16 protein-coding genes are annotated in these 19063 nt (G+C 63.7%); 4 read left to right on the top strand and 12 right to left on the bottom strand.

Annotation, left to right across the window (positions count from 1 at the left end; genetic code table 11):
- From EJ077_RS09765 to EJ077_RS09725, 9 genes are all read right to left on the bottom strand, one after another.
- Entirely contained in the window at positions 1–5739 is a 5739-nt protein-coding gene (locus tag EJ077_RS09765; RefSeq protein WP_208701540.1) for a HAMP domain-containing protein, read from the bottom strand.
- 177 nt (positions 5740–5916) lie between these two features.
- Entirely contained in the window at positions 5917–6066 is a 150-nt protein-coding gene (locus EJ077_RS09760) for a hypothetical protein (protein ID WP_023677295.1), read from the bottom strand.
- 56 nt (positions 6067–6122) lie between these two features.
- Entirely contained in the window at positions 6123–6407 is a 285-nt protein-coding gene (locus tag EJ077_RS09755) for a PRC-barrel domain containing protein (protein WP_208701538.1), read from the bottom strand.
- A 204-nt stretch (positions 6408–6611) separates the two neighbouring features.
- Positions 6612–6935, bottom strand: a complete 324-nt coding sequence (locus tag EJ077_RS09750; protein WP_208701536.1) for a DUF2934 domain-containing protein — start codon at positions 6933–6935, stop codon at positions 6612–6614.
- 118 nt (positions 6936–7053) lie between these two features.
- Positions 7054–7650 (bottom strand): BA14K family protein, encoded by a 597-nt coding sequence (locus tag EJ077_RS09745; RefSeq protein ID WP_208701534.1) that lies wholly within the window; start codon positions 7648–7650, stop codon positions 7054–7056.
- A gap of 105 nt (positions 7651–7755) precedes the next feature.
- The gene (locus EJ077_RS09740) at positions 7756–8277 is read right to left on the bottom strand and encodes a DoxX family protein (protein ID WP_208701532.1); all 522 of its coding nucleotides are present in this window, start codon (positions 8275–8277) and stop codon (positions 7756–7758) included.
- 331 nt (positions 8278–8608) lie between these two features.
- Positions 8609–9088, bottom strand: coding sequence for a tetratricopeptide repeat protein (locus EJ077_RS09735; protein ID WP_208701530.1), 480 nt, complete (start codon positions 9086–9088; stop codon positions 8609–8611).
- Between the two features lie 31 nt (positions 9089–9119).
- Positions 9120–10091 (bottom strand): MBL fold metallo-hydrolase, encoded by a 972-nt coding sequence (locus tag EJ077_RS09730; protein ID WP_208701528.1) that lies wholly within the window; start codon positions 10089–10091, stop codon positions 9120–9122.
- 91 nt (positions 10092–10182) lie between these two features.
- Positions 10183–10428, bottom strand: a complete 246-nt coding sequence (locus tag EJ077_RS09725; RefSeq protein WP_208701526.1) for a DUF680 domain-containing protein — start codon at positions 10426–10428, stop codon at positions 10183–10185.
- Here EJ077_RS09725 and EJ077_RS09720 point away from each other — a divergent pair.
- The 4 genes from EJ077_RS09720 (at position 10421) to EJ077_RS09705 (ending at position 16260) form a co-directional block, all read left to right on the top strand.
- Complete coding sequence (locus EJ077_RS09720) at positions 10421–10831, top strand: hypothetical protein (protein ID WP_208701524.1); 411 nt, start codon at positions 10421–10423, stop codon at positions 10829–10831. The two genes, EJ077_RS09725 and EJ077_RS09720, sit on opposite strands and share 8 nt — an antisense overlap.
- A 202-nt stretch (positions 10832–11033) precedes the next feature.
- On the top strand, positions 11034–15152 hold the full coding sequence (locus EJ077_RS09715; protein ID WP_208701522.1) for a Pls/PosA family non-ribosomal peptide synthetase: 4119 nt from the start codon (positions 11034–11036) through the stop codon (positions 15150–15152).
- Positions 15149–15625, top strand: coding sequence for a GNAT family N-acetyltransferase (locus EJ077_RS09710; protein ID WP_245458697.1), 477 nt, complete (start codon positions 15149–15151; stop codon positions 15623–15625). Before EJ077_RS09715 ends, EJ077_RS09710 begins: the two co-directional genes overlap by 4 nt.
- A complete protein-coding gene (locus tag EJ077_RS09705) occupies positions 15622–16260 on the top strand; it encodes a 4'-phosphopantetheinyl transferase family protein (RefSeq protein WP_208701520.1) in 639 nt (212 codons plus the stop codon). The genes EJ077_RS09710 and EJ077_RS09705 overlap by 4 nt, the downstream gene beginning before the upstream one ends.
- Positions 16261–16567: 307 nt before the next feature.
- Here the strand turns inward: EJ077_RS09705 and EJ077_RS09700 are convergent, their stop codons facing one another.
- From EJ077_RS09700 to EJ077_RS09690, 3 genes are all read right to left on the bottom strand, one after another.
- Entirely contained in the window at positions 16568–17713 is a 1146-nt protein-coding gene (locus EJ077_RS09700; protein WP_208701518.1) for a KamA family radical SAM protein, read from the bottom strand.
- A gap of 114 nt (positions 17714–17827) precedes the next feature.
- A complete protein-coding gene (locus EJ077_RS09695) occupies positions 17828–18724 on the bottom strand; it encodes an NmrA family NAD(P)-binding protein (RefSeq protein WP_208701516.1) in 897 nt (298 codons plus the stop codon).
- Complete coding sequence (locus EJ077_RS09690) at positions 18721–18918, bottom strand: DUF1127 domain-containing protein (RefSeq protein ID WP_208701514.1); 198 nt, start codon at positions 18916–18918, stop codon at positions 18721–18723. The genes EJ077_RS09695 and EJ077_RS09690 overlap by 4 nt, the downstream gene beginning before the upstream one ends.
- Positions 18919–19063 lie beyond the last annotated feature (145 nt).

Raw genomic sequence — 19063 nt, 5'->3', positions numbered from 1 at the left:
CTAAAGCTGCCGAGGCGTAACCAGAATCCGGTCATCATCGTCTGCCTTGAATGGCCCCGCGCGCGAGCGCGAGCGGCCGACCCAAACCCGCAGCAGGGCGAGGAGCAGATCAAGATCAACGGGTTTGGCGATGTAGTCGGATGCGCCGGCGTCCAGACATTTCTGGCGATCTCCTTTCATCGCTTTGGCTGTGACCGAAATCAGCGGAATGTGCGCGATCTTCGGCTGTGAGCGGATCCTGCGCATTGTCTCGTACCCGTCCATCTCGGGCATCATGATATCGATCAAGGCGACGTCGACGTCCGGTGCCTCCTCAAGCATGGCTATGCCGTCCCGCCCCCGCTCGGCATGCTGCACCTCGATATCGTAGGTCTCCAGTACGCTGGTCAGCGAATAGATGTTGCGAATGTCATCGTCGACGATCAAAACCCTAGCCCCGGCCAGATCGGCGTTGTCGAGTTGTTCGGACGCTAGGAGTTCCTTGTCGGGCCTGTCGCCTGGAAGGGCCGCGGACATCAATAGCCCAAGTTGGGCAAAGTTGTCGGCACGCGGAACATCGCTGAGGGGTGGATGCAAGGCGACCTGCTGCTGAAAGGCATCTGGATGTGGCGTGAAGAACAGCAGGCGCGGGACGAATTCGCCGAACTGAGACATGATTTCGTCGAGCATCTGGGCGTTGTCCTTGGCCGAACGGCCAAATCCGAACACGACAGCGTCATAACCCGCAATATCACCTCCGTCCGCGTTAGCCGCAACGCGGCTCAGCGCGGTGACCGAGGTGACGCCATCGCGAATGGCTTCGACCAACGCCAGACGACGCTCGGGATCTGGATCGGCGACCAGCACCTTGCGTTGTATCCTGAGCGTCCTCGACTGAATGTCGTCAAAGACACGCGTAAGCTCGCCAGCGGACACCGGCTTGCTGGAAACGCTTGCGGCGCCTCGGCGCGTGAGAAGCTCTATGTCCTCGGCGCCGGAGATAACGTGGATGGGGATGTTCCTGGTCTTCGGATCGTGCCGCAAAAGGTCAAAAAGGACCCAGCCATCAATGTCCGAAAGGCCAAGATCGAGGGTGATCGCATCGGGCATGAGCTTGCGTGTAAGAGCCAGCGTTCCAGAGCCCGCCGTGGAAAGCACGCCTTTCAACCCAGCCGATCGAGCAAGACCAAGCAGCAGCCCGCCAAAAGTGGGGTCGTCCTCCACGATCAGCACCACCCTGTCAGAAGGGCCGATCGAATCACGATCGTCGGCGAGCTCTGGCGTTCCCGCCGTGCTGGTAGCCGCAACGGGCCCGGCAGCCGGCGAAAGCTCGATCTGCGGTGCAAGACTGCTGCTGCGCGGGCCATCGAAGGGTATGACAAGCGTGAAGGTCGATCCCGTTCCAGGCTGGCTTTCGACACGCAACTCGCCGCCGAGCAGGCGGGCGATTTCCCGGCTGATCGAGAGGCCGAGGCCAGTGCCGCCATATTTGCGGCTGGTGGTCCCGTCGGCCTGTTGAAACGCCTCGAAGATCAGCTTTTGCTTGTCCTCCGGAATGCCGATGCCAGTGTCGGTGACGGATATTGCCAGCGCCTTGGGTAGTGCTGTCGCGCCGTTCCCACGGCCGGTCCGCTCGGCATGGATGCTGAGCGTCACATCGCCTTGGGACGTAAACTTGAACGCGTTGGACAAGAGATTGAGGACGATCTGCTGAAGCCGTTTTTCGTCTGTACGGACCGTTTCGGGCAGAGTCTGATCGATGTTGATCGTAAACCGCAGTCCCTTGTCCGCCGCGAGTTGCCGGAAGGTTCGCTCCATATGCTGACGCAGATGGGCGAGCGGCATGTCGTTGAGCTCGATCGAAACCGTGCCGGATTCGATCTTCGAAAGATCCAGGATGTCATTGATGAGGCTGAGCAGATCCGTCCCCGCAGAGTTGATCGTCCGCGCGAATTCGATCTGCTTGTCGTTCAAATTGCCCTGCTGGTTGGTCGCGAGCAAGTTGGACAGGATCAACAGCGAATTCAGCGGGGTTCTCAGTTCGTGGCTCATATTCGCCAGGAATTCGGACTTGTACTTGGACGTCAGCGCCAGCTGTTCGGCCTTTTCCTCGAGTGCCCGTCTGGCCATTTCGATCTCGAGATTCTTGTTCTCGACCTGTTTTTTCTCATTTTCGAGGAGCTGCGCCTTCTCCTGCAATTCCTCGTTGGTGGCGTGAAGCTCTTCCTGTTTCTTGGTGAGCTCGGTCTGACGCGACTGCAGTTCGGACGTCAAAAGCTGTGACTGCTTGAGAAGCCCTTCCGTGCGCATGGTCGCGGCGATCGTGTTGAGCACAATACCGACCGACTCCATCAATTGCTCGAGGAACAGGCGATGCGTGTCGCTGAAGCGACTGAACGAAGCGAGTTCGATAACCGCCTTCACCTCTTCCTCGAATAATGCCGGCAGGACGATAGCGCTGGCCGGCGGTGCTTCGCCGAGGCCCGAGGTGATACGCAGGAAGCTCGAGGGTACATCGTCGAGCATGATCGCCCGTTTGTCGGCTGCGCTTTGACCGATCAGACCTTCCCGGAAGTCCACACGCTGGCGGATCGCGGCTTTGCCCTCGGCGGCGTACGACGCGGCCAGTTCCAGGTAGGATTCTTCCTCGTCGCGATTGGTCACGTAGAAAAGGCCATACTGCGCGTTCACGAGCGGCGCGAGCTCCGAGATGATCATGCGCGACACCGTGGCCAGATCGCGCTCGCCCTGGAGCATGCGCGAGAACCGCGCGAGGTTGGTTTTCAGCCAATCCTGCTCGGCATTCTTGAGCGTCTGATCCTTCAGGTTGCGGATCATCTCGTTGATGTTGTCCTTAAGCGCGGCGACCTCCCCGGAAGCCTGGACGCTGATGGAACGGGTAAGATCACCCTTGGTGACCGCGGTCGACACCTCGGCGATGGCCCGCACCTGGGTGGTCAGGTTCGCTGCCAGCTGATTGACGTTGTCGGTCAGGTCGCGCCACAGGCCGGCGGCGCCCGGCACCCTGGCCTGGCCGCCGAGCTTGCCTTCGATACCGACCTCGCGTGCGACGTTGGTCACCTGATCGGCGAAGGTCGCAAGCGTTTCGATCATGCCGTTGATGGTGTCCGCCAGGGACGCGATCTCGCCCTTGGCATCCACGGCGAGCTTGCGCTTGAGATTTCCTTGCGCCACCGCGGTCACGACATCAGCGATGCCACGCACCTGGTTGGTCAGGTTGGTCGCCATGAGGTTGACGTTGTCGGTCAGGTCCTTCCATGTCCCGGCCACGCCCTCGACCTGTGCCTGGCCGCCGAGCTTGCCCTCGGTGCCGACCTCGCGCGCGACACGCGTCACTTCGCCGGCAAAGGAGTTGAGCTGGTCGACCATGGTGTTGATGGTGGACTTCAGCTCAAGGATCTCGCCCTTGACGTCGACGGTAATCTTCTTCGACAGATCGCCTCGCGCCACCGCGGTCGTCACATCGGCGATGTTGCGGACCTGGCCGGTAAGATTCTCGGCCATCGAATTGACGTTGTCGGTCAGGTCCTTCCAGGTGCCTGCGACACCGCGCACCTGTGCCTGGCCGCCAAGCTTACCCTCGGTACCGACTTCACGCGCGACACGCGTCACTTCCGAGGCGAACGAGTTGAGCTGATCGACCATCGTGTTGATGGTGTCCTTGAGTTCGAGAATTTCGCCGCGAACGTCGACCGTGATCTTTTTCGACAGGTCGCCCAGCGCGACAGCGGTCGTCACTTCCGCAATGTTGCGAACCTGGCCCGTCAGGTTGGCAGCCATGGCGTTGACATTGTCCGTCAGGTCCTTCCACGTGCCGGCGCCACCGCGTACTTGTGCCTGACCGCCAAGCTTACCGTCCGACCCCACTTCGCGAGCGACGCGCGTCACCTCTGATGCGAAGGAGTTCAGCTGGTCCACCATCGTGTTGATGACATCCTTGATCTGCAGAATCTCTCCCAATGCATCGACCGTGATTTTCTGGGTGAGATCCCCGGTCGCGATCGCGGTCGCGACCTTGGAGACGTCGCGCAACTGCACGGTCAGGTTGCCGGCCATGGCATTGACGTTGTCGGTCAGGTCCTTCCAGGTGCCGCCGACCCCCTCGACATGGGCCTGACCGCCGAGTTTTCCCTCGGAGCCCACTTCGCGGGCGACGCGCGTGACTTCGGAGGCGAATGAGTTGAGCTGGTCCACCATCGTGTTGACGGTGTTCTTGAGCTCCAGGATTTCGCCCTTCACGTCGACCGTGATCTTCTTGGAAAGATCCCCGCGCGCAACGGCCGTGGTCACATCGGCAATGTTGCGCACTTGGCCGGTGAGATTGGCCGCCATCAGATTGACGTTGTCGGTCAGGTCCTTCCAGGTGCCTCCGACCCCTCGCACTTCTGCCTGGCCGCCCAGCTTTCCCTCGGTGCCGACTTCGCGTGCGACACGCGTCACCTCCGAGGCGAAGGAATTCAGCTGATCCACCATCGTGTTGATGGTGTTCTTTAGTTCCAGGATCTCGCCCTTCACGTCGACCGTGATCTTCTTCGACAGATCGCCCAGAGCCACCGCGGTGGTCACTTCGGCGATGTTGCGCACCTGGCCGGTCAGGTTGGCCGCCATTGAATTGACGTTGTCGGTCAAATCTTTCCAGGTTCCGGCGACACCCCGCACCTGCGCCTGGCCGCCGAGCTTTCCCTCCGTCCCGACCTCGCGCGCAACGCGCGTCACCTCGCCGGCAAACGAGTTGAGCTGGTCGACCATCGTATTGATGGTGGACTTCAACTCCAGAATCTCGCCCTTCACGTCGACGGTGATCTTCTTCGACAGGTCGCCGAGCGCCACCGCAGTCGTCACATCGGCGATATTGCGGACCTGGCCGGTCAAGTTGGCGGCCATAAGGTTCACGCTGTCCGTCAGGTCCTTCCAGGTGCCACCCACGCCCTCGACGCGGGCTTGGCCGCCGAGTTTACCCTCGGTGCCGACTTCGCGCGCAACGCGCGTCACCTCGCCGGCAAACGAGTTGAGCTGGTCGACCATGGTGTTGATGGTCGACTTCAGCTCCAGAATCTCGCCCTTCACGTCGACTGTGATCTTCTTTGACAAGTCACCCGACGCGACGGCCGTAGTCACCTCCGCGATGTTGCGCACCTGGCTCGTCAGATTGGTCGCCATCGCGTTCACATTGTCGGTCAGGTCCTTCCAGGTGCCTGCCACGCCCTTGACCCGCGCCTGTCCACCAAGTTTGCCCTCGGTGCCGACCTCGCGCGCCACTCGCGTCACCTCCGAAGTGAACGAGGCGAGTTGCTCGACCATTGTGTTGACGATTTTGCCGATCCGCAGGAATTCGCCGCGCAGCGGCCTCCCGTCGATCTCCACCATCATGGTCTGGGACAGATCGCCCTTGGCAACGGCGCCGATGACCCGGGCAACCTCGGCGGTCGGCTGCACCATGTCCTCGATCAGGTCGTTGACCGACCGAACACTGGATTCCCAGCTGCCTTTGGCGTTCCTGACATGGCCGCGCTCGCTTATGCGCCCATCTTTGCCGACCACCCGGCTGAGCCGCGCGAATTCACGCGTCACCTGGTCATTGAGTTCGACAATTTGGTTGAACGTATCTGCGATTTCGCCACTCAGCCCGTCATAGACGTTTTCGATGCGGACGGAAAAATCTCCGTTTCGAAATGCCTTGAGGGCGCTGAGTATTTGCCGAGAATCCAGATGTTCCTTTGGTAACCGAGATACGCCCAAAAACCCCTCCCCACGCGGACCCCATGGCCAGACCAACCCGAAAGCCCAAACGCGCGGATGCTTATTTTGTTCCACACGAGTTTCACGCCGCTTGGCGGCGTCGCAACGCTTTGGCCATAGCGCTTCTTGTCCACCACCAATTGCAGTAACGAGACCGAGGCACGCATTAGCATCCCCTCAATGCCGTTTAAAATACTGAACCTCCCTTTCGTGCTTCTCCGCCGCTTCCCGCGTATCGAACGTCCCCAAATTCCGCCGCTTCCCCGTCTTCTCGTCCTTCTTCCTTGAATAAAGCCGGTATTTTCCGTCTTTCAGCTTCCTGATCATCGGTCTCTCCCTTGGAAAAGACGAAGGGCCCGGCCGACGCCGAGCCCTTGCTGTTGTCAGTCGCGGTGCTCGGGCATTTGTTTCAGCTGGTCCTTGGTCCAGCTGGTCACGGCGTGGATGTCGCCATCCTCGTCTCGCATGAAATTGAGTTCGTTGGCCAGCACGGCCACGGGCTTGGCGCCGATGCCGAGGAAGCCGCCGACATCGATGACGACCTGGCCGGCATGCACATGGTCGACCGAGCCGATCTTCTCGTCGCCGGGGCCGTAGATGGTGGCGCCTTCGAGCGCATCCGGGGTCAGTTCGGCGGCGGTCAGCCTGATGTGGTGGGTGTGGTCCATGGCCTGCATCTCCTGTTGGGTGGGCAGGAGGAACCTGCGAGACGGCCAAGGGTTCCGACATTGTCTGGGATGACGGGGGACAGATGACGGAGGATAGCGCTCCACGAGAACACCGACTTCGGCAGTCATGGGTTCGCGCCGCCGGCTCGATGAATCATCTTCTCATCGGGCCGCGCCAACGCATTGTTTCGAAAGGCCTCGCGTTCAGCGCCCGTGCTTCGCCTTGAGGCTGCGCGCGGCCTGCTCGATCGCGGCGCGGTCGGTGCCGAGCCTGTCGATCAGCGCCTGCGCCTCATCGCCCGAAATGCCCGCGCGGATCGCCAGTTCCTCCACTGTCAGCACGTCGGTGCCGGCGATCTCGCTTGTCTGCGGCAGCGCATCGTCGGCCGTCAGCGGCAGGGCGGCTTCCCTGTCGATCTCCATCTCAGCCTGGCGCCAGTGCCGGTCATGGTCGCCATGGCCGCCGCCTTCGCGCTGCCAGATCTCGTAGGCGCGGTCGCGGATTTTGTCGTCGCGGTCGTCGTTCATGTCAGTTCTCCCTTGGTGTGAGGGATGAACGCCGCGCCGGTGCGAACGATCCAAAAATTTGCGTGATAGTCGGGATCACAAGCCCCGCCCTTCAGCCAGGCTTACCCGGCAACTGGCGCTACTCGCACTGGCGCCTGGGTCCGCCGGAATAGGGCTGGTAGCTGTTGTCTTCGGGCCGGTAGGAACGATAGCGGCTGAAGCAGGAATCGACATGGTCGGCCGAAAGCCCCGTCGTCTCGGCCGAAGCGGCGTCCCCCGCGACATAGCTGACTTCGGCCGTAGGCTGCACGCCCTGCTCGGCGCCAGCGTCGAGATAGGGCGAGACGCAGGGGCGCATCCGCCCGCTATAGGACATGTAGGTGTTGTCGTCGGGATGGTAGGAGCGGTAATGGCTGGCGCACCATTTGACATGCGGCCCCGGCAGTTCGGCCGCTCCAGCCGAAGGCGCGATCGAGCTGGTCGCGGTCGGGTCGGGCGCCTGCTCTCTGGGGGCGATGTCGGGCGCCGCGGGCTGGTCGGCCGGCAGGCGTTCTAGGTTCTGCGCCGTCTTGTTCACCGGCTGCGCGTCCCTGGTCCACAACTCCGCGACGCTGACGGTCCGCCTTGCCTCATGCGGTGACTTGGCGGCAAGCAGCCAAGCGGCAAAGCCCAGCCCGCTGCCGAAGACCGCAAGGGTCAAAACAAAGCCGCCCACCAGTGCCAAAATCGCTTTCACGTCACGCTCCTTGAGCCCCTGCTTATAGAATGCGGAGCATCGAGCCTGGTTCCAGCACAGTGCGTGCAAGCGTGCGTAGGCGGGGCGCGCGGGCTGGGTTTCTCCTCAAACCGGCAGTCGCACCTCCACGGAAAACTGGTTCTCGACCGCCAGCAGCGCCGCCACCATCTCCTTGTCGCGCTGGCGCTGCCTGAGATAGCCGGCCAACAGCCAGTCCAGCGAGACCCTGCCGGCGCCGGCAGCGGCCAGCACGAACATGCCGCCCGCAATGGCAAGATCCTTTTCGAAATGCAGCAGTTCGTTCTGGCTGGCGAAGTTGGTGTGAAACAGCATGGCCGTGGCAAGGCAAAACAGGGCGAGCCCGATGGCGCCCAGCCGCGTCAGCAGGCCTGTCGCGACGGAAAGCCCCGCCCCCAGTTGCAGCGCCACGGTGGCGATGAACAGCGGCAGGCCGACGCCAAGGGCCGCCATGGCCTTGGCGGCGCCCTCGAAATGGGCGGCGAGCGTGGCGCCCTCATGCAGGAAGATGAGGGACAAAAGCAGGCGGCCGGCAAGCAGCGCCCCGTCCTGCAGATGCAGTCTGGTGGCGAGGCCGGTGAGCTTCGCGGCGCGTTCGTTCAGGGTCATGGTCGGGCTCCAATGTCTTGACACCGTGCAGGCGCCGTCGGGCGCGTGGGGATCGCGCGCGAGAAATGTGTGAGGCTTGAAAGGGCCGGAGCCGGCTCGAGGGAGAGGCGCCGGCTCCGGCAATGGGCGCCAGCCACGAGCGCCCGAACTTTGATGACGGGGGATGGGTTGGCGCCAAGGCCCCCTCATCCGGCCGCTTCGCGGCCACCTTCTCCCCGAGGGGAGAAGAGGCGGACGCCGGCGCCCTCGCCCTCCTCTCCCCTAGGGGAGAGGTCGGATTGCCCCGAATTGCTCTTTGCGATTCGGTCTTGGCAATCCGGGTGAGGGGAACTCACTTCGTCACCTTGGTGTCGATGGCCTTCTGCAAATCGGCAAGCTCGTCGCAGCCGGCGGGGCACAGCTTCTGCAGCGAGGCCAGTTGCTCCTGAGCCTTGGCCATGTCGCCGGTCTCGACATAGAGCTCGCCCAGATATTCGCGGGCGGCCTTGTGGTCGGGCTTCAGCTCCAGCGCCTTGTTGTAGTAGGTCAGCGCGGTGGTGGTGTCGCCGGTCTTGCGCAGCGTGAAGCCAAGCAGATTGTAGACGTCGGCCTGCTGGTTGTCCTGCGCGAGATCACGCAAATCCGCCAGCGCGCCCTTGTAGTCCTTGGCGTCGATCTTGGCCTTGACGGCGGTGAGGTCGGGCGCGTCGGCGCCCTCGATGTCGTCGACCGCATAGGCCGGCATGATCGTGGCGACGGGAACGACGGTCAGCACGGCGATGGCGCCGAGCAGGCCGTAGAGGGCGTGCTTGCCCAGATAGGATTGTTTCATTGTCTTTCTCGCATGGGTTTGCGTTACCCGTTCAAACTTGACCGGGAGTGAAGCCATAGGCATTGCCGTCCTTGACGAAGACGCCGGTGCCCGGGAACGGGAAGTGCGAACCGGAAATGCGGATGTTGTCCGCGATCACCCGGTCGATGATCTTGTGGCGCGTGGTGATTGCGGTGGGTCCATCCTGGTCGTAAGCGCCCTGCCATTCCGGATGCGGCGCCAGCAAAGCCGGCACATACATGGTGTCGGCCGAGATCATCAGCTGCTCCTTGCCGGAGTTTGCGAGATACACCGAGTGGCCAGGCGTGTGGCCGGGCGCCGCGATGATCTGGATGCCGGGCGCCACCTCGGCGCCGTCCTCGACCAGCTTCCAGTTCTTCCATTTCGGGAAGTTTTCGGCGATGCGCTTGCCCGCCGGCTTGCGGCCCTCGGGCAGCTTGGCCAGCCGGCTCGGGTCGGTCCACCAGTTGTATTCGGTGGCGTTGACGATCAGCTCGGCATTGGGGAACACCGGCGTGTTGGTGCCCTTCTCCATCAGGCCCCAGACATGGTCGGGGTGGAAATGCGAGATCATGATGGTATCGATCGCCTTGTAGTCGATGCCGGCGGCGGCCATGTTGGCCGGCAGATGCGTGGCGTTGGCCTGCCACTGGCCGACGCCGGAGCCCGCATCCATCATGATCAGCTTGCCCCCCATCTTGAGCACCACGACGGTCAGCGGAATGGGCATGAAGTCGGTGGTCAGACCCGCCTTGGCGAGTGCGGCCTTGGTGTCGTCTACCGAGACATCCCTAATGAAGGCCGGGTCGTGCGGCTTCTTCCAGATGCCGTCATAGATGGCGGTGACCTCGATGTCGCCGACCGTGTATTTGTAGAAGCCGATGGTCGGCTCCACCGGCGTCTGCGCGAAAGCGGGGCGGGTGAATTCAAGCTTGCCGGCCAGGCCGAAGGCAGCGGCGGCAGTGGCGGTTCCGAGCAGTGTGCGGCGTGTCATGCTGAACATGGTGGTTCTCCTCTGTTGAGTGGTGGCTAAAGGCACGGCTTGGAATGACGCAGGGCCAAGCCCCTGGGGATGTTCGAAGACCGGAGCGCGCTCAGTTGCCCCAGATGCCGTCGTCATTGTGCCGGTTGATCATGTCCTGCACTGACCCCTGCTTCGGCCCGGTCGTCACCTTGGTGTCGACGCCATGGGGACGTGCCGTGTAAGGGATCGAAGCCGTCGCGTTGGTGTCGACCGGAGCAGCCGGCTGGTTGGAATTGTTGGCGCCATGGTCGCTGCCGGCAAAGGCGGAACTCGAGGCAAGCAACATCGCGGCCACGCTGAGAGCGAGCTTGGTCATTTCGCAAAATCCTTGTTTCGTTTCTTCGCGTCGCGGGCCGATTGGCCCCGCTGATGACAAGACCCGGAAGCGCCGCGCTTTATTCCCGGGCGTCGAAAGATTTTTTCAAAAGGCCGGAAAACCGGCGGTTGCGGGCATGCGCGAGCCCGCCCAGACACAATCCAGAAACAAGATTCAACAGTTCAGAAAAACTGGCGAAAAGATCGGATGGCATATCAATCCCTCAACGGCCGGAAATCTGGCCGCCGCACAGGTGCACGGGGTTGGGTTACGGGCAATGCAACGAGGTTTTCACGGATCGATGGGTGCCCTGCCCGGCATGTCGCTCGCCACAGGCCGCGCCCCGGCGACGCCCCGTATCCATGCTCCCGAACATGTGAAGACGGAGCGGCCGATTCCGTGATAACCGCGCGGCCAAAGAGGGACCCGGCGGTCAGCGATCGCCGGTCGGAATTCCGGAATCTTCCGTTTTGGAAGCTTCGGTCATTCCACCTCCATCAACAACGATCAAATTGCAGCGGCGGCACAGCCGACAATGCCTGCCGGCGCGGCGGCATGACCGAGATGTGCCCGTGACGGCTTGGCCAGGACGAGAAAGTTTGGAAATGGACCACGGTATCGATATCGCCGAATTGGACAGGGAAGCGGCAAGGTCGGGCGGAGAGCCCGGGACCAGCCCCGACAGCGTCCATGCACTTGCGGAAATTGCCCTCGACGCGCGCCGCCAGGTCCTGGCAGGCGCCGATTTTGCCCGGGCGGGTCAGCCGGACGAGCGGCTCGACAAGGTCTTCGAGCAACTCGCCGAAACATTTGCCACGCTGCCGGCGGTGATCTCCGAGGGCCGCACCTGGACCTACCGGGAGCTGGACAGCAGAGCCAACCAGTTCGCCCGCCTGCTGGTCAAGCGCGGCGTGCGGCCGGGCGACCGCGTCGGGCTCATCCTCGACCGGTCCGCGGAAACCTATGTCGCCCTGCTCGCCGTGGTGAAGGCGGGCGCCGCCTTCGTGCCGCTGGCCACCGCCTTTCCGCAGGAGCGCATGGCGCTCATCATCGAGGACGCCAGCGTCAGCCTGGTCGTCACCATCGCCACCTATGCATCGCGGGCCGGCGAGTTGCCGGTTCCGCATCTGTTGATCGACAGCGCCGCTGCCGAAATATCGGCCCAGTCCAACGCGCCGCTGAAGCCGCACAAGGCATCGGCCGCCAATGCAATCGAAGACATCTGCTACATCCTCTATACGTCGGGCACGACCGGCAGGCCGAAGGGCGTGGCCATCCGCCACCAGAGCTTCGTCAACTTCATCCGCGTCGCGGCCGCGTCCTACGGCTACCGGCCGGGCGATCGCGTCTACCAGGGCATGACCATCGCCTTCGACTTTTCCTCCGAAGAGATCTGGGTGCCGTTCGTCGCCGGCGCGACGGTCGTCCCGGCACCGGGCCAGATGCCATTGGTGGGCGAAGAGCTCGCCGATTTCCTGCGCCATCACGACATCACCTGCATGGCCTGCAGCCCGACGCTTCTGTCGTCCATGACATCGGATGTGCCAAGCCTGCGCACGCTCCTGGTGGGCGGCGAGGCCTGCCCGCACAATCTGGTGGTGCGCTGGTCGAAGCCCGGCCGGCAGATCCTCAACACGTATGGCCCGACAGAGGCGACCGTCACGGCAACCATGGGGGCGCTGACGCCGGACCGGCCGGTGACTATCGGCGCGCCGCTGCCCACCTATTCGATCGTCATTCTCGACCCTTCGCTGCCGCAGCTCGCCGAGCCTGGTGAACTGGGCGAGATCGGCATTGCCGGCATCGGGCTGGCGGTCGGCTATCTCAACCGGCCGGACCTGACCGAACAGAAGTTCATCGCCGACTTCCTCGGCCTGCCGAACAACCCGTCGAAGCGCATCTACCGCACCGGCGACCTTGGCCGGATCAACGACGCCGGCGAGATCGAATATGCCGGGCGCATCGACACCCAGGTCAAGATCCGCGGCTACCGCATCGAACTCGGCGAGATCGAGGCCGTGCTGCTCGACCAGCCGGAGATCGCGCAGGCCGCCGTCACCACCTGGGAGATCGAGCCCGGCCGCGTCGAGCTCGTTGCCTATTACGCGCCCAAGGCCGGCCAGCCGGCGCTCTCGCGCGCCGACATTGCCCAGACGATGAAGCGGCGGCTGCCGGATTACATGGTGCCCTCCTACCTGGAGGAACTGCCGGCGATCCCGATGACGGTCTCCAACAAGGTCGACCTTCGCCAGCTTCCCAAGCCGACCAGCGTCCGGCTTTCGGCCGACCGCGCCATGGTGGCGCCCGGCAATGACGACGAGCGCTTCCTGGCCGACGCGCTATGCGCCGTGCTGAAGTTCGACGACGTGTCGATCGAGGACAATTTCTTCGACGATCTTGGCGCCAACTCGCTGCTCATGGCGCATTTCTGCGCCCGCGTGCGCACCCGCAAGGAATGGGCGACGACGTCGATGCGCGACATCTATCTCTATCCGACCGTGGCGCGCCTGGCCAAGCACCTGAGCGTGGCGGAAGAGCTGACGACGGCCACCAACGACCCCGTTCTCACCCGCCAGGCGTCCAATCTCGTCTACTGGACCTGCGGCGCGGCGCAGTTGCTGTTTTACGCGCTCTACAGCTACGTGGCGCTGTGGGCGATCAATGACGGCCTCAACTGGGTCTATGACGCGCTCGACGAACCGCTGCAGCTCTACATCAGGTGCGTGGTGCTCTCGGCCGGCGTGTTCTTCGGCATGTCGGGCTTTGCCGTTGCCACCAAATGGGTGCTCGTCGGTCGCTGGAAGGCGGAAGCGTTTCCGATCTGGGGCCTGCGTTACTATCGCTTCTGGGTGGTGAAAACCTTGATCCGCACGGCGCCCGTCGTGCTGTTCCGCGGCAGCCCGCTCTACAGCCTTTACCTGCAGCTTCTGGGAACCAGGATCGGCAAGAACGTGGTCATCGAATCCCGTGCCGTGCCCGTGTGCACGGACCTGATTTCGATCGGCGACCGAACCATCCTGCGCAAGGAATCGCTGATCCTCGGCTATCGCGCCCAGGCCGGCTATATCCACACCGGGCCGCTGACCATCGGCCGCGACGCCTTCGTGGGCGTCGGCTGCACGCTCGACATCGACACCGCGATCGGCGATGGCGGCCAGCTCGGCCATTCCTCCTCGCTGCAGCGCGGACAACGCATCCCCGACGGCGAACACTGGCATGGCTCGCCGGCGGTGCCGACCACGGCGGACTATTGCAAGGTGCGCAACGTCAATCCTCCCCGTGTCCGGCGCTTCCTCTACGAAGCCGTGCAGCTGATAGGGCTGTTTGCCATCATCACCCCGCTGCCGCTTCTGTTCCACAGCTATTGGGAGAATGTCGGCGACGACTATCAGGAGACGATCGGCCTTGTGGCGATCGGCACCACAGTCACGCTTTTCGGCTACATCGCCGTCGCCTTCCTCGCCGCGACGCTGGTGCCGCGCCTGTTCAGCCTGATCCTGAAACCCGGCCGCACCTACACGCTTTACGGCTTCCGCTACTGGCTGCAGACGGTTGCCGAGTTCTCGAGCAACTCCCGCGTGCTCGGGCTGCTGTTCGGCGACAGCTCGGCCATCGTCCATTACATGAGCGCCATCGGCTGGAACCTCAACAAGGTGGTGCAGACCGGCTCCAATTTCGGCTCCAACCAGCAGCACGAAAACCCGCTCCTGTGCGAGATCGGCACCCAGACCATGGTGTCGGACGGGCTTTTCATGATCAACATGCACAAGTCCGCTTCCGCGTTCCGGCTCGAGCCGACGCGGATCGGCGAGCGCAACTATCTCGGCAACAACATCTACTATCCGCCGGACGGACGCACGGGCGACAACGTCCTGCTCGGCACCAAGGTGATGGTCCCGATCGACGGGCCGTTGCGCGAGAATGTCGGCCTTCTGGGCTCGCCGCCCTTTGAAATCCCGCGCATGGTGAACCGCGACAAGGAACTCATCGCCGGTATCGACGAGGAAGACCGGCTGAAGCGCATCCCGCACAAGAACCGTCACAATCTGGTGACGATCCTGCTGTTCATCGCGACGCAATGGGTCATGCTGTTCGCCACGCTGGCGATCTGGGACCGGGCACTGAACTACTACACCGAATGGGCGGAAATCGCGCTCTTCGTGGCGGTGCTTTTGACCTCGGCCATCACCATTCCGTTCTACATCTTCGTCGAGCGGGCAAGCCTTGGTTTTCGCAAGCTGCAGCCGCAGATAACGACGATCTACGACGTCACCTTCTGGCGCCACGAACGCCACTGGAAGCTGGCGGATTCGCCCATCGTGCGCCTGTTCGCCGGCACGCCGTTCCGGCCGATGATCCTGCGCATGCTGGGCGTCAAGGTGGGCAAGCGCGTCTATGACGGCGGCGCCAATTTGACCGAGCGCTCGCTGGTGGAGATCGGCGACGACGTCACGCTCAACGAAGGCTGCGTCATCCAGGCCCATTCGCTGGAGGAAGGCGCCTTCAAGTCCGACTTCATCCGCATCGGCGATGGCTGCACGCTCGGGCCGTCCGCCTTCGTCCATTACGGCGTCGTGATGGGCAAGGGATCGATGGTCGATGCCGATTCCTTCGTGATGAAGGGCGAGGAGCTGGAGCCCAACTCCATCTGGCGCGGCAACCCGGCCAAGCTGCACCGGTTCGTCGAGCCAGTCAGCGAGGGCTCCGGAGCATCGGCGTCTTGACGGACCGCGTGCCTGGCACCGTGGACATCCGTATCGTCCCGGTGACCCCGGCCAATCGCGCCCTGGTCACGGCCCTGCGACTGGCTCCGGAGCAGATGGACTTCGTCGCTGGCAATGCGGATTCGCTCCGCGAAGCCCGGTCCGATCGGGCCGCGCGGCCGCGCGCGGTGATGGCCGGGGATCAGCTTGTCGGATTCCTGATGTACGAGGCGCCACGCGACGATGACGAGGCCCGCATCTACCGCTTCATGGTCGACCGCGCCTGGCAAGGCCGGGGCTATGGCAAGGCCGCGCTGCTGGCGGTGCTGGAGGAAATCCAAGGGCTCGGCCACGTTAGGCACGTGTCGATCTGCTACGAACCGGAGAACGAGGCGGCGCGGCGGCTTTATCGCGCCGCCGGTTTCGTCGAGGAAGGGCTCGACGAGGACGGTGAAATGATCGCCGATCTCGTCCTGCCGCCCGGCGACCGATGACGCCCGAGGAAATCGCCCTGGCACGCGCCATGGCCGCCATGGCCCCGGCCGGGGTCCGCACCGGCTGCCGGATCATCCGTGAAGGCGACGAGACCCATCTGTTGCCCGAGGAAGCGCGTTCCATCTCCGCCCGCCAGCCGGCCATGCGGCGGGCCAGCGGCGCGGCGCGCTGGATCGCGCACCGGCTGCTGGCGGATATCGGCTTCGACGGTTTCGCCCTCTTACGCACGCCTTCCGGTGCGCCCGCCTGGCCCGAAGGGATAACGGGCTCGCTCGCCCATGACGACGATATGGCCGTGGCGGCGGTTGCGCCTGTTGCCGGCGTCGGCTCGCTCGGCATCGATGTCGAACCGGCGCTGCCCCTGCCCGATGAGATTTCCGCCCTCGTCGCCATGCCCGCCGACCGGACGGGCGCGACCGACCGGCAGCTTGCCGGCCGCATCCTCTTCGCCGCCAAGGAAGCGGTCTACAAGGCTGCCTATCCGCTGGACCGCGAGGTGCTGGGCTATGAGGACATCGCCGTGAACTTGGAGACCGGCCACGCGACGACGAGGACCGGCCGCAAGGCGCGGCTCGCATACTGCGTTGCCCCGCGCGTGGTCGTGCTGGCGTTTGTCGACGGTGATGGGGTTTAGGGTCAGCCCGACTATTCCTGCTGCGTTACGACATCATGAGTTTCCGGCCGAATGCGGCAATCTTTGGCGTCAGCGCCGCCCCTCACTGTCCTGCCGGACATCTCTCCCCGTATAGTGACGGGGAGAGAGGACCGGCCGCAACGCCGGTGGTTTTCCTGCAACGCTTGAGATTGGCGAAATCGGCGACGGTAGCGCCCCTCTCCCCGTCACTATACGGGAGAGGATGCCGGCAGGCAGGTGAGGGGCGGCGCAGACGCTGGCCATTATGAACAGTTGCTATGACGCAAGCAGGAGTAACATCCTGGCGTCATGAGCCGGCAGCCGGATTCTTCGAGGGCCGTTCTTCCCGAACGCTGACCACCTCCCGATAGTCCCTCACCTTCCCATCCAGCCCGCGTATGCGCCAGCTTTCCCCGTCCTGTGCCTCGACATGGCAAGGTCCGAGCGGCACCTTGCCGCCGCCTTCCGGTAGATCCAGCACATAAATGGGATTGCAGATGCCCGACAGGCGCGCGCGCAGCGCTTCCACCAGCGCCTGGCCCTGCGCGATCGTCGTGCGCCGGTGCGCCATGCCGCGCGCGAGGTCACCATGGTGCAGGTAATAGGGTTTTATCCCCAGCCGGTACATCAGCTCGCGGCAGAGCTCTTCCAGCGCTTCGACCGTATCGTTGACGCCCTTGAGCAGAACGCTCTGGTTGAGCAGCACGAAGCCGGCCTGTCGCAAGGTGCGGCAGGCCGCTTCGGTGGCATCGGTGATCTCGCGCGCGTGGTTGAAATGGGTGACCACCGTCACCATCAGCCGGCCTTGCAGCGCCGCGACCAGCCCTGGCGTGATGCGCGAAGGCAGCGCCACCGGCACGCGCGTGTGGATGCGCAACAGCCGCACATGGGGAATCGCTCCAATCCGGGCACGGATTTCGGCCAGTGCGTTATCCGGCAGCGACAGCGGATCGCCGCCGGTCAGGATCACCTCACAGATTTCGGGATGATCCGCTATATAGGCCAGCGCCGGCTCCAGCGCCTCGCGCGTATAGCCACGGCCGATCGACGTCAGCGATTCCTTGCGGAAGCAGAACCGGCAATAGACCGCGCATTGATAGGTCGGGAACAACAGCACCCGGTCGGCATGGCGATGCGTGAGGCGCGGCGCCGGGCTGAATTCGTGATCGGCGATCGGATCGCCCAGTTCGCCCTCCGCCTCCTCCAATTCCCCAGGCGACGGGATCACCTGCGCCCGGATCGGGTCGGCCGGATCGTTCCAGTCGATCAGATCGAGATAGCTTTTTGGCGCGCGCACCTTGTGCAGCGCGGCGGCAGCTTGCGCGGCTTCGCGTTCGGCCGGCGAGAGCGGCAGGGAGGAGAGGTCACGCACATGGTGCACACCGGCGCGGACATCGTCCTGCCAGGTCGCCTCGGGGGCGGTCGCGCGGGTGGTATCTTTGAGGTCGGTCATTGCGGTCTCGGGCTGTTCGCGCGGACCTATCGGCTGGATGGGCTGTCGGGTCAACCACTGGGGAAGCCAACCACGCCCGCCGTAGAGTGTCGACTTTGCCAAGAACCCTAACCTTCACAACCTCCCCCCACCCGCGCCGGCCATCGCCACAAAAGTGCTTTCAATCGTCTCGAACTTCAGCTCCGGATAGAGCGTCCCCGCTTCCGGAGTGGCCGTCTCGAGCGCGGTCTCGCCACGGATCCAGAATGCGCGCAGCAATCCAAGGCCGGGAACCGCCGCGATCATCGCCTCCAACTCCCCGGCGCTCATCTGCTTGACGCGCGGCGAGCGGTCGCTCACCCGGCGCCACAGGTCGATCATCTCGGCTTGCGTGATCTTGTTCTGCGCGATGCGGATTTCGCCGCGAACAGCGTTGGGATCCTCCAGAGCGCGCATCGTGACGGCGGCGATATCCTTCTCGCTGACAAATGTCGCCGGCACATTGCCGTCGCCATAGAGCGTCACCTCGTCGGGCGGCAGCGGCGAGGAGCCGAAGCGCGTCAGGTCGCCCAGCGTCGCCACCCAGGTCGAGAAGAAGCCGTTGGTGTAGATCACCGTATAGGGCAGATCGGCCTCCCGGACCGCGTCGAAGACGGCCCGCTTGAGATCGAGCGGTTCGATCGAGCCGGGTGCGGCGGCGGCAAAGTCGAGGCCGAAGCCGGCGGACGGCACATAGCGCGAGACCCCGGCATCCCTGACGGCGCGCACCAGCGTCATTTCGCTGGCCGAGCCGACATGCACCGAGCTGATGACGCGATCGACCTTGCCGACGGCGCGCAGAAGGCTGTCATAGTCGTCGAGATCGCCGACATGCACCGTGGCGCCGAGCTCCTTCAGCGGGCGCATCCGCTCTCCATTGCCTGATGTTGCCGGCCGGACCAGCACATGCAAGCTGTCGCCATTGCGCGCGCTGGCCTTCGCCATCTCGCTGCCGAGAAGCCCGGTCGCGCCGATGATCAACGTGCTGGTCATATCGCCCTCCCATTGCCCGGAATTCCGTGAGCAAGAATGGAACCGTCCCAGTCGCGTTCGAGGCCGATGTCATGCAAACGGCGGTCGGAAAGCCGGGTAACCTTGCGCAGCGTGCGGCGGCGCTCGAACGCTGCCGCGCTTCGCACGGCAAGGCCGCTCACCACGGCAGTGATGGATCCAAGGGTCGAGTTCATTGTTCGTCTCCTGTGTATCGCCAAGCGCAAGAATGCCGATGTCGCCCACCGGGCGAGCATGACGATCGCTCACACTTGTCTGGTCAATTCAGCGCATCGATAAGCCGGTAGCCCGGCGTGGATGCTTGGTACGCCTGAATATTGG

This window comes from Mesorhizobium sp. M8A.F.Ca.ET.057.01.1.1 (assembly GCF_003952565.1).
Lineage (GTDB): Bacteria > Pseudomonadota > Alphaproteobacteria > Rhizobiales > Rhizobiaceae > Mesorhizobium.
This window is presented reverse-complemented; position numbering and strand designations above follow the sequence as displayed.